At 63.0% G+C, this 14,689-nt stretch carries 13 protein-coding genes; 8 read left to right on the plus strand and 5 right to left on the minus strand.

Annotated features, from left to right (window positions below; translation table 11 throughout):
- Positions 1 to 705, minus strand: a 705-nt coding sequence (locus ACTICP_RS10565) for a zinc ribbon domain-containing protein (protein ID WP_441892159.1), incomplete at its 3' end; no start/stop codon positions are given.
- The gene (locus ACTICP_RS10570; protein WP_441892161.1) at positions 702 to 1,079 is read right to left on the minus strand and encodes a YchJ family protein; all 378 of its coding nucleotides are present in this window, start codon (positions 1,077 to 1,079) and stop codon (positions 702 to 704) included. The genes ACTICP_RS10565 and ACTICP_RS10570, both read right to left, overlap by 4 nt.
- Here ACTICP_RS10570 and ACTICP_RS10575 point away from each other — a divergent pair.
- A complete protein-coding gene (locus ACTICP_RS10575) occupies positions 985 to 1,191 on the plus strand; it encodes a hypothetical protein (RefSeq protein WP_441892178.1) in 207 nt (68 codons plus the stop codon). The genes ACTICP_RS10570 and ACTICP_RS10575 overlap by 95 nt on opposite strands.
- A 19-nt stretch (positions 1,192 to 1,210) precedes the next feature.
- Here ACTICP_RS10575 and ACTICP_RS10580 read toward each other — a convergent pair whose 3' ends face one another.
- Positions 1,211 to 1,969 (minus strand): SDR family NAD(P)-dependent oxidoreductase, encoded by a 759-nt coding sequence (locus ACTICP_RS10580; RefSeq protein ID WP_441892163.1) that lies wholly within the window; start codon positions 1,967 to 1,969, stop codon positions 1,211 to 1,213.
- 112 nt (positions 1,970 to 2,081) lie between these two features.
- Here ACTICP_RS10580 and ACTICP_RS10585 point away from each other — a divergent pair, with 112 nt between their 5' ends.
- The 7 genes from ACTICP_RS10585 to ACTICP_RS10615 all read left to right on the plus strand — a co-directional run bounded on the left by ACTICP_RS10585 (position 2,082) and on the right by ACTICP_RS10615 (position 10,535).
- A complete protein-coding gene (locus ACTICP_RS10585) occupies positions 2,082 to 2,582 on the plus strand; it encodes a MarR family winged helix-turn-helix transcriptional regulator (RefSeq protein WP_441892165.1) in 501 nt (166 codons plus the stop codon).
- A gap of 68 nt (positions 2,583 to 2,650) precedes the next feature.
- Positions 2,651 to 3,676 (plus strand): NADPH:quinone reductase, encoded by a 1,026-nt coding sequence (locus ACTICP_RS10590; protein WP_441892167.1) that lies wholly within the window; start codon positions 2,651 to 2,653, stop codon positions 3,674 to 3,676.
- A 437-nt stretch (positions 3,677 to 4,113) separates the two neighbouring features.
- Entirely contained in the window at positions 4,114 to 4,380 is a 267-nt protein-coding gene (locus ACTICP_RS10595) for a helix-turn-helix domain-containing protein (RefSeq protein ID WP_179205207.1), read from the plus strand.
- A 60-nt stretch (positions 4,381 to 4,440) separates the two neighbouring features.
- Positions 4,441 to 5,892 carry a hypothetical protein gene (locus ACTICP_RS10600; RefSeq protein WP_441892169.1) on the plus strand — a complete coding sequence of 484 codons (1,452 nt, stop codon included), beginning with the start codon at positions 4,441 to 4,443 and terminating at the stop codon, positions 5,890 to 5,892.
- Positions 5,889 to 6,527, plus strand: coding sequence for a hypothetical protein (locus tag ACTICP_RS10605; RefSeq protein WP_087136592.1), 639 nt, complete (start codon positions 5,889 to 5,891; stop codon positions 6,525 to 6,527). Before ACTICP_RS10600 ends, ACTICP_RS10605 begins: the two co-directional genes overlap by 4 nt.
- Positions 6,524 to 8,710, plus strand: coding sequence for an AAA family ATPase (locus ACTICP_RS10610; protein ID WP_441892171.1), 2,187 nt, complete (start codon positions 6,524 to 6,526; stop codon positions 8,708 to 8,710). The genes ACTICP_RS10605 and ACTICP_RS10610 overlap by 4 nt, the downstream gene beginning before the upstream one ends.
- A 553-nt stretch (positions 8,711 to 9,263) precedes the next feature.
- Entirely contained in the window at positions 9,264 to 10,535 is a 1,272-nt protein-coding gene (locus tag ACTICP_RS10615; protein WP_441892173.1) for a hypothetical protein, read from the plus strand.
- 94 nt (positions 10,536 to 10,629) lie between these two features.
- On the opposite strand, the gene ACTICP_RS10620 is transcribed toward ACTICP_RS10615, so the two are convergent.
- Both ACTICP_RS10620 and mobF read right to left on the minus strand, forming a co-directional pair.
- On the minus strand, positions 10,630 to 10,986 hold the full coding sequence (locus ACTICP_RS10620; RefSeq protein ID WP_087136590.1) for a sulfate permease: 357 nt from the start codon (positions 10,984 to 10,986) through the stop codon (positions 10,630 to 10,632).
- 151 nt (positions 10,987 to 11,137) lie between these two features.
- Positions 11,138 to 14,686 (minus strand): MobF family relaxase, encoded by a 3,549-nt coding sequence (mobF, locus tag ACTICP_RS10625; protein WP_441892176.1) that lies wholly within the window; start codon positions 14,684 to 14,686, stop codon positions 11,138 to 11,140.
- Between the last annotated feature and the right edge of the window lie 3 nt (positions 14,687 to 14,689).

Genomic DNA, 14,689 nt, shown 5'->3' on the forward strand with positions numbered 1-14,689 from the left:
GAGGATCGCGCCGCACTCGGGGCACGAGACCACGGCATCCGGTGCGGCCTGACGAATCTCGTTGAGGTGGGTTCCGGAGAGCATCATGCGACAGCCTTCGCAGGTGCCGCGGCGCAGCAGTCCGACGCCGATCCCGCGTGAGGCGCGGCGCGTGTACTCGTCGAGCAGGTCCTCGGGCATGTCCGCCGTGATCGCCGCACGATCGCGACTCAGCTGATCGATCTCGGTCGTGGCCGCCGCGATCTGCGCCTTCGCCTCGGCGGTGAGCCTGGTGCCCTCGGCGGTGGTCGTATCGATGAGCGCCTGCTGGGTGCCGACAGCCGTTTCGGCCTCTTCGAGCCTGCCCATGACGTCGAGCTGAATGTCCTCGAGGTCGCTGATGCGCTTGGCGAGGCTGGCGAGCTCGTGCTCGAGGGCCTGCGCATCCTTCGAATTCGTGGCTGCGGCGAGGCGATCGGAATCGCGGTTTCGACGCTGCTCGGTCACCGTGACGTCAGATTCGAGCCGGGTGAGCTCGGTGCGCACATCGTCGCGGGTCCCGGCAAGGATCGTCAACTCACGCAGCTGCTCCTGTCGTTCCTTGGCCAGCTCGTTGATGCGTGCTCCCTGGGGAGGCGTCGTTCGCAGATGCTCCGCCTGCTGGAGGCGGCGATCGAGGTCGGCGACGTCGAGAAGGATGCGCTGGTGCTCGGGGCTGGCGTTCACACGTCCAATCTACCGTCCACGTACATCCAGACGCGGGCCTCGCGCACGAACCGGCTCCGTTCCCGCATCGAGCCCGGCGTGCCGCGCTCGCGGAAGAACGCTTCGAAGGCCACGACCCCGTCAGTGTCGAAGGGTCCGCCTGCGGCCGTGTCGAGGATGTCGAGACGAGTCCATCGAGTATCGGCATCGAGTTCGAGATCATCGGGTCTCGTCGAGGGATGCCAGGATCGCAGCAGGTACGCGGCGTCTCCGGTCGCGAATGCGGTGAACCGCGAACGCATGAGCCGCTCGGCGGTCGGCGCCGCCCGCGCTCCTGCGAGAATCGGCCCGCAGCACGAGTCGAAGGTGTCACCGGAGGTGCAGGGGCAGCGCATCCATCCATTGTGCCGCGTGCTCGACGGTGCCGACGTCGAGGCGATCACCGCGCTCGGCCGTGCCGACGGGCGGCTGTTCAATGCCGATCCGCGCGTCCACGAGGAGTCCTGACCGGGTCTCTGAACCACCGTCAGATCATCGTTGTGAGCACGCCGCCGTCTGCCCGCAGCGCCGCACCGTTGGTCGCCGAAGAGAGCGGGCTCGCCAGATAGACGGCGAGATTGGCGATCTCTTCGGGGTCGATGAAACGCTGAAGCAGTGACGTCGCGTTGCCTCCGATGATGGCTGCCTTCAGCGCATCCACCGAGTGACCTTGCGCCTGTGAGAGCGCGTCGACGGTGTCAGCGACGCCGGTGGAGTACGTCGGTCCGCCGAGGATCGTGTTCACCGTCACTTCGGTGCCGCGAGTGAGCTTGGCAAGGCCGTTGCTCAGTGCGAGCATCGCGGCCTTCGTGACGCCGTAATGCAGCATGTCGGCGGGGATGTTCACTCCGGACTCGCTGCCGATGAACAGGATGCGTCCCCAACCGTTCTCCAGCATGCTCGGCAGGGCGTGCCGTGCGAGTCGCACGCCGCTCATGACGTTGACATCGAAGTAGCGCTGCCAGTCGTCGTCGCCGATATCGCCGAACGAGGTGAGCTCGAAGCGTCCCACGTTGTTGACCAGAATGTCCACATCGCCGAGCACGTCGATGAGCTGCGCCGTCTGCCTCGAGTCCTCGAAGTCGGCGACGATCCCTGAGACGAGCGCGTCAAGGCTCCCTGCTTTCAACTCCTGAACCGCGCGGTCGACCTTCTCCCGGTTCCGCCCGTTAATGACGACGGAACACCCTTCGGCGAGAAGCCCCTTCGCGATCGCGTACCCGATCCCCTGCGTCGATCCGCTCACGAATGCTCGTCTGCCGTCCAGCTCCACGTCCATAAATCCCTTTCACTTGCTCAGTCAAGTCATCCTCCCTGATTTGACTTAACTGAGCAAGTCAATCGCGTAGTCTGCTGGCATGTCCGACGCATCTGTTCCAGCCGCTCTCGATGACGATGAGCTGGAGACCTGGTCATCTTTGGCCACCCTCTTGGAATGGCTGCCCGCCGCGCTCGATGCGCAACTTCTCGGCGACTCAGAGATAACGCACTTCGAGTACGGGATCCTCTACGCCCTCGCTCACGCCCCCGAAGCTACGCTGCGCATGAGCGTGCTCGCCGGCTATGCGAACAGTTCACTCTCCAGGCTCTCGCGCGCGGCCGCGCGCCTGGAGAAGCGCACATGGATGCGTCGAATGCCTGATCCCAGCGATGGCCGATTCACGCTCGCGGTCCTGACCGATGCAGGTCAGAGCCGGGTCGATCAGGCCAGCCCGCGCCACGTGGAGGCAGTGCGCCGAATGGTCATCGACCCGCTGACGACGCCGCAGCTGAGACAGTTGAAGGAGATCAGCCGGCGGATCCTCGGCACACTGCGCGAAGAGGAGGGCTGGCGGCCCACTCCAGGTACGGCGCGATGACCTCCTGACCAGTCGCCTGCTCGCAGCGGATCAGGAATACTCCCCCGCGTCACGGCCTTGCACCCAGCATGAGAGCAATCGTGTACACCGGCAAAGGCGACTCCGAGACGCTGACTCTGATCGAGCACGAAACAGGGCTTCCCGGCCCGGATGAGGTGCGCGTCCGCATCCATGTTTCCGGGGTGAATCCCACCGATTGGAAGGCTCGCGCCCCGTCAGGAACGCCGATGCCGTTCGAGCAGATCGTACCCAACCAGGACGGCGCCGGTGTCGTGGACGCGGTCGGCGACGGCGTCTCCGACCTGCAGGTCGGAGATCGTGTCTGGGTGCATCTCGCCGCCCACGAGCGCCCGACCGGCACCGCTCAGGATCTCACCGTGGTTCCGGCGGCGCGCGCCATTCCGCTGCCCGGTGGTGTCGGTTTCGATGTAGCCGCGAGTCTCGGCGTGCCGGCGATGACCGCCCACCGTGCCCTGACCGTGCACGAATTCGGCCCGGCGCGACTCTCCTCCGGCGCCCTCTCCGGTCGCACCGTGCTCGTCCAGGGTGGAGCCGGGGCCGTCGGCCATGCCGCGATCCAACTCGCCGTCTGGGCCGGTGCGTCGGTGCTGACGACGGTCAGCACCGACGAGAAGGCGGTCCTCGCTCGTGCGGCCGGCGCTCATCACGTGTTCCGCTACCCCGATGACCGGCTGGGCGAGCAGATTCTGTCGGCGGCTCCGGCGGGCGTCGATCACATCGTCGAGGTTTCGCCCGCGGTGAACGCGGCGCTGGATGTCGAGGTGCTGGCCAATCACGGTTCGATCGCGTACTACGCCAACGACAAGGGCGAGACGTTCACCGCGCCGATCATGGCCAGTTTCGCGAAGAACGCCCGCTGGCAGGGGCTGCTGCTGTACACCGTCGGCAAAGAAGCCCTCAACGCCGCGGCGGACGACATCACCGCCGCGCTGAAGGACGGCGCGCTCCCCGTCGGCGCAGTTGCGGGCCTGCCGCTGACGTGGTTCCCGCTGGAAGAGACCGCGGCCGCTCATGACGCCGTGCAGCGGGGAAACATCGGCAAGGTCCTCATCCGCGTCGCCGAGGACGACTGAGCCCGGACCGTATCCTCCCCTGGTACCAGTGGATATCAGCCTTGCGGTGGATGCGGTCCGTGACCTGTGGCTCGTAACGTTGATGTTGTCACCGTGAGCCAAAGGCGCGGTAGGGGTCAGGCACTCGGGAAAGGCCGACCCTGGGCGGGGTCAGCGTTTCGGGTTCGCGGCCCCGCCCCTCTTCATCAGGGCGACGCTGCAGCACAGGTCCTGGAGTGGACCTTCCCAAGCGATTCTCAAACACGAGGCCGGCACTCAAAACGTTCATTCGCCGTGTTCTCAAGGGGTCTGAGCGACGCGGACCGCGGACTCGAACCCCGGAGAGGCACGATTCGCGAGGCGTAGTTGCGAAAAATGCGGCGAAGTCTCAAACACGGTTGACCCCGGAACGGCGGGCGGAGTTGGTCGCGGACTATGAAGCGGGGATGCCAGTTCGAATGATCGCCGCGAAGTATGCAGTACATCGCGGGACGGTCCCCACGCTCGTCACCAAGGACGGAGCGCGGCTCAGGACGTCTGGGCTCAGTCTTACCGGCCGCGCCCATGCCGCTTCTTTATACGCAGAAGGTCTCACGCTACGGGAGGTCGCTGAACGGCTTGGCGTCGACGAGAAAACGGTCCGGAACGCAGTGGTGGAGGAGAGAGGTCTGATTCGGCCGCGAGGCAGACGCCCTCACGAGGCTCGCCGAGATTCTTCGGCTTGAGGAGGTGGAGTTAGTAGAGTAGGGATCATGTGATCACCACGGCTGACCTCATCGGTAGACGTGAAAGCTCTCACCGATGAGGAGGACGTGTTGCCAGAAGCTGACCCGAGCCAGTCGACAGACCCGGCAGCTTTCCCAGCGGAAATCCTTCAACGCATCACGGACGCAGCAGGCAGCCGCGTGGTACTCGTTGTTGGTGCCGGCGTCTCGATGGAGAAGCCGACCGGCTTTGCGAGTGGTGCGCACTACTCTCGCGAAGCATACCGGCGACTTGTTGCCGATGGCGTTCTGAACGACGGAGAGTGCACAGATCCCGACGACCTCTCCGTTCTAGCTGATCTGCTGTACGACAAGTACGGATCGCAGACTGAACTGACGAGTCGCCTACCGAAGGACACTTGGCGGACGGCCGCCCCGAACTCGGGGCACCTCATAGCTGCCGCCTTGCTCATCGAAGGTGCGATTCGGCATGTGATCACTCTGAACTACGACTTGGCCTTCCAACACGCCGTAACCGCCCTGGGCAACAGCACGAACATCACATTCGTAGAAGGTCCTGACGAGCACGCGAACCTTGCTTCACATTCCGTGGTGCACCTACACCGAAGCGTCAATCAGCCCGAGGAGACCTGGGTACTCAGAAAGAGCGCGCTCGATACAGACTGGGCTGCAGAGTGGGAGAGCGTGATTGCAGCTGCAAATCTGTCAGCTCCAGTCGTGGTATTCGTCGGCCTGGGCAGTCCCGCCAATGTTCTCACTGAGAGCGTCAGCAACCTCGACGCGAAAGCACAATCCTCCTACTATCTGGTCGACCGCAATCAAGACTCGAAGTTCCACGAAGCATTGAGCGCGAATCTCACCGGAACTGTCGACCTCTACTGGGGCGACTTCATGTCGAGACTCGCTCAAAGGGTAGTTCTCGAACAGTTGCAAAGAGTCCGTGACGCACATAGCCAGATGGCGGACGATGACCCCGAAATGGCGTTGCGCCGGTCGGAAGATGTCGCAACACCTATCCAAGAGATCACGCTGCTCGACCTCGGCCGCGCTAGAGCTATCTGGCTACTGGGCCCGCACTTCTATGCCGGAGAGGGTGACGCCGCGAACCAAAGGCAGATCGCGCACCTCCTGGTAGCAACGGACCACTTGTCGGCAGCGCTCGCAACGAGTTCCCTGGACCTGGATGAGCATGGCCGTCTCACGGTCAACACCGGTGGCGGTTCAACGCTCGTCTTTGGGCTTGCTCATGGTGGAGGCACCATTGCATGGAGCGCCATCAGCGCCAAGATTCGTGAGCGAAACAATCGCCTGGCGCCCCAGCAACGAACCAATCTTGTCATCGTGGCTGGAGCAAGAAACACGCGAACGCCAAGTGTTGATGACCTTGTTCGGGAGGACACATCAGGCGACCTCATTAGGGGCGCCGACAGCATTCACCCGATCTTCGCAGACGATTACCTAGGACGGCCCGCGACTGACTTGCAGTCAGCGGTTGAGGAGCTACGACGATGACCGACGCGGTTGTAACGAACGAACTGCTTCTCACCGAGATCACAAGGCTGCTTGCAGAGTCTGAGATCGTCCGCGTAGACAGCGCTCGCCACCGATCCTGGCCTTCCAGCTCGATGGCGTTCGAAGACGAGTACTCAGTGATCGCGGTGTGGGCATTTGAGTCGGTTGAAGAGCTCGTCGCCGGATGGGGGACGGCACAAGATCACGTGGTCGATTTCCTAGGTGCGAACGTAATCGCGACCGACCCGAAGTCTTGGGATGGATACCTCATCCTCGTCGCGATGGACGGCGTTCCGGAGGAACTGGCTGCCGAGCTGAGCACCATACGTTCTGACACGCGGCGTGTACGCAAGTTGGTGCTGACAGCGGACGATCTACCAAGTCGTGTCTTCGATCCGCTGGAGTTGACACCACAGGTTAGGCGAACACTGGCGCCGATTCTCGACCTTGATCTCGACACCACGCCGGGGAGGGCTGACCCCTTGGCCACGCTCCCATCGCGCGTTGCGGGGGCTCTTGACAGCAATGCGCACCTCGACGTGGTCATCGCTGCGTATGAGGCAGGCGAGTCTCCTCTTGAAGCGCTCCACGAACGATTGATCGCAACCCAGCGGACAGGGATGGACGCACTATGAGAGTCACTGGAGTTTCCATCGCGGGGTTTGGCGGAGTCTCGGGCGAGGTTGACATCGACCTTGACGCAGACGTGGTGATCGTCGTTGGCGCGAATGGGTATGGCAAGACGACAATCTGCAACGCGATTTCATGGGCGATCTCGGGCAAGACCACCAGCACGCAGGGACCCCGAAACCTTTACAGCAAGTCGGGAACTACGACGGTTGAGTTGCGAACCGACTTCGACGGTGACGATGTTGTCATCACGAGGTCGTTGGAGAACCCGGGCGAGACCGACGCCAAGAAACTTCGCGCTCCACTTCGAGTGCGCGTTAACGAAGCGTCACTTCGTGGTGCGGATGCGGAGGTCTGGCTCCGCCAGAATCTCGCAGGCACGGATACCAACGAAGACTTCGCCACATTGGCACAGTCGTTCGTGGACTCGATCTACTTGAAGCAGGAGTCGCTACGGGAGTTCCTGACCGGACGCCAGGACACTGAGCGTTTCGATGCGGTCGCAAGCATGGTGGGTGCCGGGCGTCTACGAGAGTTCGCGGATGAACTCCAGTCGCACAAGCGAGCGTGGGTTCGCGCGGTCAACCAGGCTGACTCAGCGCTCGAGGGTGATCGCGCAAAGCTCGAAGACCTCGCAGCGTCGTTGTCCGTGCTTGAAACCGAGATCACCAAAGCAAATACGGCCGAGGTGATCGCCCGATGGCAGACATGGAGCAACGACGTTGAGGCGCTCGGCCTCGTCGCGACTACAGAAGCGAAAGATTGGGAGCTGAGCGAGAGTGCGCTCACAAAACTGCGTGCTGCCCTCAACCAGGAGCGCAGCACAATCGAGCAGGACGAGGCCGCCTTGCTTGCGGCACAGGCGGAACTGAGCGTGCCGCTTCCCGAAAGTCCGGACGATGCCGAAGTCATCGAACTCGAACGCCAAGTTGCTGATCTGACGGATCAGAAGGAACAGGTCGAGCACGACATCCAGCTACTTCGCGTCGCAGTTGGAGAAGCAGATGCCGTGCGTAGACAGGCATCCTCTATTCGTGAAGAGCTCGCAAGTATGGCGTCGATCCTGCTCCGTCACGTGGCAGATAGCTGCGCAGCCTGTGGTCAAGAAGTCGATCCGGAAGCGTATCGTCGTCGCCTCGAATCCATCGCCAACGAAACAGAGAACGCCGCTCTCAGAGAAGGCGCTGAACTACAAAGAACAAAGCTCCAAGCCGCAGAGAAGCGTCTGGGTGAACTGTCCCTGCAACTCAAGACTGTCTCAGATCAGCACCGCGCCATGCTCGAACAACGCGCATCAGCACAAGCGGCGAAGGAGCATCGGGAGAGCAGAGTAAAGGAGATTCTGGCCAGCTTCTCTGATGATCTGCCTGACGCGTCAGCAGAGGCGGGCAGCGAAATCCAACGACTCGCATCTGAACTAGATCGTGTAGCGAGGCGGAAGTCTCAGATTGCGCGGACATTGGAGGCAGGGCGCGAGTTCGATGCAGCAGCTTCACTGGACTCGTCGAAGACACGACGTGATCGAATCGAAATCGAGTCCAAGGCACTCCGCAGCTCTTTGGCTTCCAAGGAGCAAGACATTGCCGATCGGCGGCGCACAAATGACGTCGCTACCGCACTTCTTGATGCAGTGAAGTCAGACGCGGAGACGTTTGTTGCCGACCGTTTGAAGCAGTTGAAGCCTCTTCTGCGTCAGTTCTACGCAGCAATCGACCCCCATCCAACGTTCCGATCCGTTGAGATTGCCACACGCCAGTTCGGTGGGAAGCACCGACTCACGCCCATGCTGCGTGACGACGAGGTTCAGGTCGATGTCACGGAGCCCGGGGAGACGCTATCTACATCGCAAGCAAACGCGCTTGCCGTCTCCTTGTTCCTCTCGTTCAACCTCGGCTTCGCGCCTACTCACGTGAAGTCATTGATACTCGATGACCCGCTTCAGAACCTGGACGACGTGCACCTTCTCGGCCTCGTTGATCTGCTTCGCAAGATACTCCCTCATCGCCAACTGATCGTTACAACCCACGATCACGCGTTCGCCTCGTTGTTGGCGAGGAAACTTCGCCCGGTAAGCGAAGATTTCCGAACCACCTACGTCCGCTTCACGAAGTGGGACCGCAACGGTCCTGGTGTTGAGCAATGGGATGTCCCTGCGGAAACCAGCCCCCTGAAGCTTGTCGCCCCGTAACTACCTCGGACAACCTTGCGGGTAAGGCTTAGGAGGATTTCGCTGACAGATCGGGGACCGACGCGTGGAGTATGAGTTCGAAGAGACGCATTCAGTGCGGATCGGTGCGCTCCTTGATAACCATGCTCATGGTGCGAGCGACACTACCGAGATTTGGACGAGGTCCTGGTCTGATGCGGACTATGGATCACTGGCTGACCCGGTCCGACTCGAGTTCGACTTCCTTTTCGGCGTCGAGCTCCAAGAGGACTTCACAACTGCAGGGTCCGTTGCGTTCGAGGAATCAAATGTCAGAGCGACCGCCACCCGCCCGTTCGCCGCGACCCCGGAGGCAGCTTGGCTACTTCGCGAAGCACTGCTGAGTTCGGTATCGGACCACATGGTTCGTGCTCACCTCGCTGATCTGATCCTTAGCGGAAGGCGGGACGCTTCGCCTGCACACGCAGAAGCGACCGTTGAGCACTATCGAACCTGCGCGAGAGATAACGCCCTCGAACCAGGGCGCCGGGCGATATCACTTGCGAGAGCTAACACGATCGCGCGAAGCCGCCGAATGACGACCGAGGCCTCCGTGCGAGAGCAGGCACTGAAACTCGCCCGAGAAATGCTTACTCTCGGCCACAGCCACGCCGCGCTGACTCTGTTCGCTCTCTTGAGCGTTCCGGCTAGAGATGGCTCCACAGCTTCTTCGGAGCGAATCGAAGTTCGAGAGTCCCTCCGAGGAATCGCTGCGACAGCGCCCGAGTTCATCGATGAGATCGTCAGGTTGCTCCATCTGGCGGCAGAGAGCGAAGAGGACCAGACAGCGGCCGCGCGACTCCACATTTCCTGGTATCTCGATAACGCACGGGGCGAGACCAACGGGCTACGAAAGGTCTACTTCGGGTACGAGGCAATGCAACTGGCAGAGAGGTACGCGCAGTTCGATCTCCGGGACGATGCAGCCGTCTTTCTTCAGGCTGCAGGCGAGGATGTCGAGTTGCAGACGTTTGAGCACGACTTACCTATTTCGAGGAACCATCTTCGACGTCATCTTCGGAAGTACCGGCATGCGCGTGATTGGCGTCATGCTTACCGAGTATTTCTCGCTGGGGCAGCGCCGACCGGTGATCACGCAAGGAACGTGACAGAAGCAGAGACCGGGCGTCAGGGTTTGCTGTCGTTGGTGAGCAACATCTCTCTTGGACCCTTGAACCTGCCCACCCGAACAGGTGCCAGTGCTGAAGAAGAGCAACTTCATCGGATCGAAGGCAGCAACATCGGTACGATGGCGAGCATTCTGGCGCTCGAACTTGAGCACATTGATTCGAGATTCGACAGCCCCAGCCGTGAAGAGTTCGCCAACTGGTTCGCCGGCATCTTTGCTTGTGATCCGGTTCTATCGGAGCAGCTTGCTGACGCTCAGAAGCGCCATTGGGAAAGAGACTTTACCGGAGCGTCCCTTGTGTGCCTGCCCCTCATTGAGGCTGCGGCCCGGGGCCTACTACTGAAGCTCGATGAACCGCTCTACAGAGCCGAACGAGGCGCAAGCCCTGGTCGATTCCCAGCTTTGGACTTCTACGTCCAGGCGCTCGAAGATAACGGCCTGGACGTCGACTGGGTTCGCACGCTTCGCGCCACCTTGCTATCCGACGGACTGAACATCCGCAACCTGAGCGCGCACGGATTCAAGTCTCGCTTCAACGAAGGCGAGTCAGCCCTTCTCCTGAGACTGGCTGGGTTCGCTTGTGCGCTCGCCGGCACGATCGATCACGCCGAGCTATCGAAGCCGCTCGTTCCAGTTCGCGCGGGTCTACGGCGGCGTATCGGATGGATCTGGTCTTAAGTCTCCTCGTTGCGGCTCCTGCTCCCTCCGGCGCGCAAGTGGGTGATCTTTCCTGACTGTTGGTGCTGTACGCACGCGCAGTCTTCGCAGGTGGTCATGCCTTTTGATCGACCAGCTCAGCCATGGCTCGCTGCTCTGCATGAGCAGCGGCTGCTTCCGATACACGGACGCTGGAAAGCAGGATCAGGCTGACCGGCCCCATGATGACGAACTTCATTGTGTTCCACAGGCAGAGGAGCACGAGAAGGTTGAGCCATCCGGGGCCGCCGTCTGCGATGAGGGTGGTGAGGGTGCTCGCGGCCAGGAGGTAGGGCGCAGCGAGGAGCATCGCGGGTACACCCCATTTGAGTCCTCGGCGGGTGCGGATGGCGTCGAGGAGGATGTTGGTGGGCATGTAGCGGCGCAGGAATGCGCGGGTGTGGACGCTGAGGGTCCAGAGCTGGCGGATCATGACGGGGTTTCCTCTCACATGCACGACGAAGTGTCGGAGGCGGTGCGTGTGTGAGTGGCCTTGCGGCCTGCCCCGGGGAGCGTCATATCAAGGAGAAATCCGCCTCGCCCCAAGGGTACGACGCACCGGCGACATTCGGAAGGGCGACCGGTCACAGGCCCCGGCTCGCACCTTCACGGTGCACCGTCCGTGCCGGGTCGTTGTGCCCTTCGGTGCCAGCGAGGTCGCGGAGCTTTGCGAGGGCGGTTTTCGCTCGCGCGGCGTCGATCTTCTGCGCGTCGTTGTCGGGTGCTGGGCCGAGCGGCGTGCGCGTGGTGATGCCGTAGCGGTCGCGGTACGCGGCCACGGTTCGCGCCTGCTGCTTCCACGCTGCCGCTGATCGTGTTTCGGCGGGTGCGTCTCCGAGTGCGAGCGCCCATTCCTGCTGCCCGGTGAGAGCCTGGTCGAGGACGGCCACGGCGCGTTGCTCGATCAGCTCGCGCCGTTCTGTGAGAGCTTTCCGCATCTCGGCGCTCATGGGGCCGGTGGCTTCGGGTATAAGGCCGGCGATCAGGCGGGGTGCCTTGCGGGTGCGCCCGGAACCGGCGGGTCTGGCGGTTGCGCGGGCGAGACGGTGATGGAGCATGGAGGCGATGTCATCGGCGTCGCCGAAGCCGCGTGCTGCGACCAGGCGCGGCATGAGGGCATCGATGTTGTGATGGTTCGCTTCCGCCCTTCGCAGTTCAGCCGTGATTGCCCCGAATGCGTCGGAGTGGATCGTGTCCTCTGCTTCTTCCCGAGTGAGGCCGGATTCGCGGATGAGGGTGGCGAAGCGGTCGTGTTGTGCGGCTTGCGCGATCGTCTCGTACTCCGCTGCGAGCTGCGCGATCGACCCCCATGATTCTTGTTCTGCGGTGATTGTCTCGTGCGCGGACAGCTCGGCGCCGACGTGCTGCAGCACTCCGTAGAGGACGCTCCGCGCGGTCGCATCCGGGTCGTCGGTCGGGTGCGGGGTGGTGTGGTTGTCGTCGGGGCGGTCGGTGACGACGTACACGAGGTTCGCGTGCCGGCCGCGGGTCATCGCGACATACAGGTTCTCCCTCGTCGTAGACGGATCAACAAGAACATGCGAGGTGTCGGTCGTGATGCCTTGCGCCCTATGCGCGGTCACTGCGTAACCCAGATCGACATGATCGGAGACGTAGCCGGTCGGGAGGATCACGGTGCCGCGGCTGTTCGCGCGGCGTGCGGTGAGTGATCCATCGTCTCGGATGCCAGTGACCGTCCAACGGTCGCCGTTGCGTACCCACCCTCGCGGGGTGCGGAGCCGGCGGTCGTTCTTACGGGTGATGATCGTGTCACCCACACCGGCACGCGCGTCACCGTGGAGGGCGACTTCGCGGCGGGCGTCCACGATGCCATCGAGGATCAGATCAGCACGGGCGCGCTGGTTCAGCGAGTGGACGGAGTCGTTCGAGTCCGCGATCAACACCGTCAAAGCACCGTTGAGGGTGTCGTTGCGCCAGGCGGTGTAGGCAGCGTCGATCATCGCCTCGGTGTCACCGCCGGTGATGCGGTCATGTTCGGCATAGGCGTCGATGGCCTCGGTCCGGCCATGGCGGAGATCAAGAGAGGCCGTCTTCTCCCACTCGTTGACGAACCTGTGCACGTCGACCAGTTCCGGGGCATCGGCACGGTCGTGAACGAGGAGTGAGAACGCACCACCGGCGGTGACGGATTGCAGCTGCGCCCAGTCACCGACAAGCAGCACCTTCGCGCCCACCTCTGCTGCGTGCTCCGTGATGCGGTCCAGGGAGAGCGTTCCTGCGAGCGAGGCTTCATCCACGATCACCAGTTGCCCATTACGGAACGATGTACCCGCGTTCTGGTGGTCTTGCCACCACTTCGCCGTGTTCTCCGTTCTGATACCGAGATCCTCAGCGAGGACCTGTGCGGCGACCGCTGACGGTGCGAGGCCGACGACGCTGCCACGCCCATGCTCCCGCTCCCACGCAGTGCGCAGGGCGCGCATCGCTGTCGTCTTTCCCGCGCCTGCGGGGCCGACCAGCACATCGACTGCACGGCCTGAGATCGCAACAGCGGTGAGGGCTGCGGCTTGGTCGTCGGCGAGGAGTCGGCCGTCGCGATCTGGGCGGCGGGTGACCTTCTCGATCACTTCGATTAGCATCGTGGGTGCGGTCATGGTGCGGGCGCGCTCGAGGAGCCGATCTTCTGCCGCGATGATGTCCGGTGACGAATACACCGTGGACGCGATCGGCCGGAACCTGCTGCTGTCATCAGAGCGGCGGAACACGGCCGGACTGGATGCGAGCTCCGGCGGAGTCAGCCGAAGAGAGGCACGCTCGGCGGCATCGACGACCATCCCCACGACAGCTTCACGATCCACCGTGGTCGCGAACCGGAAGGGCATCGTTTTACGGGCGGCCTCGGCGGTGAGGTTCCACCTGCGCCAGGTCGACCGCTTCTCACCGACCGCCTCGACCACACTCCGGCCTAACGCGGCGATCACATCCAGCGGCACATCATCAGCGCGCAACAGTAGCGGTGCATCGTTCGCGGCGACGGTACGGGCCCAGCGGGTGGCGTCTTCACCGAGGAGGTGCGACGCGCGCTCCCGCCACTCACCGGTGAGGTCCGCGAGCGAACGCACCTGCTTCTCCGGCCTGGTCGCCAACGTCGCTTGTGCACGGAGTTTGATGACCGTCGCCAGCGACGGTTGCCTGCCTTGACGGGCAACGTACTCGGCAATGAGACGGTTCTTCTCCTGATCAATCTGCCGTGACCTGGATGAGAACTCCGCCACCAACCTCTCCGGCACCGTGCTGATCGCCCAGGCGGGGTTACGGTCGCGCCCCATGTCGCGTGCTTCCCACTCGACCCCGAACGTGCGGGTGAGGTGGTCAGCGAATACCGCCTCGTGGAGTTCGGAGAGCGCGACGGTGGCGGCGTGGAGGGGTCGGCCGTCGAGGGAGCGCCACTTGCCATCGCGCACGGTCTGCACCTTGTTCGAGATCACCACATGCGTATGCAGATGCGGGTCACCAGCGCGGGAGTCGTAGTGATCGAACGCGGTCGCGATCACCCCGGACACATCGGCCTGCGCAACCGCCCCATTGCGGCCTGCCGCACCGACACGGGTTGCAGCGACCTCGCGTTCGATGAACGCAACCATCTCTGCAACCGCCGCATGATGCGCGTCCGCAATCAGCGATTGCGTGCCCGCATCCGCAACCGACCACAGCACCGATGCGGACTTCGGAATCGAGAACGTGAAATCAAACCCCGCAACCGCCTTCCGTGCGCCCCGTACGCTCTCCTCAGCCTCGATCGCGGCGACGGCCTCGGCACGCGCGGTCACGGGGAGGCCCGCGTCGAGACGTGCGGTGCGGTGCTCGATGCGCTCGGTCACGGTCGGGTACTTCCGGTACGGCCTGCCGAGCGCCTGGCCGGTCACCGTGTCAAGGCCCTGCCCGATCAGACGTTGAAGCTGCTCCTCAGAAACCTCATCTCCGACAGTGATGCTTCCGCTGCCGAGCGCGGTGACCGCTGACCCCATCCACCTGCCGGGCGGGGTTCCTTCCTCCGTGTAGTACCTCGTCAGCGGCGTCGAGAGAGCACGGTCTCCGTCACCGGTGGCGACCGTGCGCAGGAGGTACTTGTAGCCGTCGCCGGCGGACATCACCCGCATCGAAACCGTCACCAG

It is taken from the genome of Microbacterium sp. (genome assembly GCF_052102115.1).
GTDB lineage: Bacteria > Actinomycetota > Actinomycetes > Actinomycetales > Microbacteriaceae > Microbacterium.

Bases quoted from the DNA above. Each gene is read 5' to 3' on its own strand.
- ACTICP_RS10575 (WP_441892178.1), top strand. From the start codon at position 985: ATGAGCCGCTCGGCGGTCGGCGCCGCCCGCGCTCCTGCGAGAATCGGC.
- ACTICP_RS10570 (WP_441892161.1), bottom strand. From the start codon at position 1,079: ATGCGCTGCCCCTGCACCTCCGGTGACACCTTCGACTCGTGCTGCGGG.
- ACTICP_RS10585 (WP_441892165.1), top strand. From the start codon at position 2,082: ATGTCCGACGCATCTGTTCCAGCCGCTCTCGATGACGATGAGCTGGAG.
- ACTICP_RS10590 (WP_441892167.1), top strand. From the start codon at position 2,651: ATGAGAGCAATCGTGTACACCGGCAAAGGCGACTCCGAGACGCTGACT.
- ACTICP_RS10595 (WP_179205207.1), top strand. From the start codon at position 4,114: ATGATCGCCGCGAAGTATGCAGTACATCGCGGGACGGTCCCCACGCTC.
- ACTICP_RS10605 (WP_087136592.1), top strand. From the start codon at position 5,889: ATGACCGACGCGGTTGTAACGAACGAACTGCTTCTCACCGAGATCACA.
- ACTICP_RS10610 (WP_441892171.1), top strand. From the start codon at position 6,524: ATGAGAGTCACTGGAGTTTCCATCGCGGGGTTTGGCGGAGTCTCGGGC.
- ACTICP_RS10615 (WP_441892173.1), top strand. From the start codon at position 9,264: ATGACGACCGAGGCCTCCGTGCGAGAGCAGGCACTGAAACTCGCCCGA.
- ACTICP_RS10620 (WP_087136590.1), bottom strand. From the start codon at position 10,986: ATGATCCGCCAGCTCTGGACCCTCAGCGTCCACACCCGCGCATTCCTG.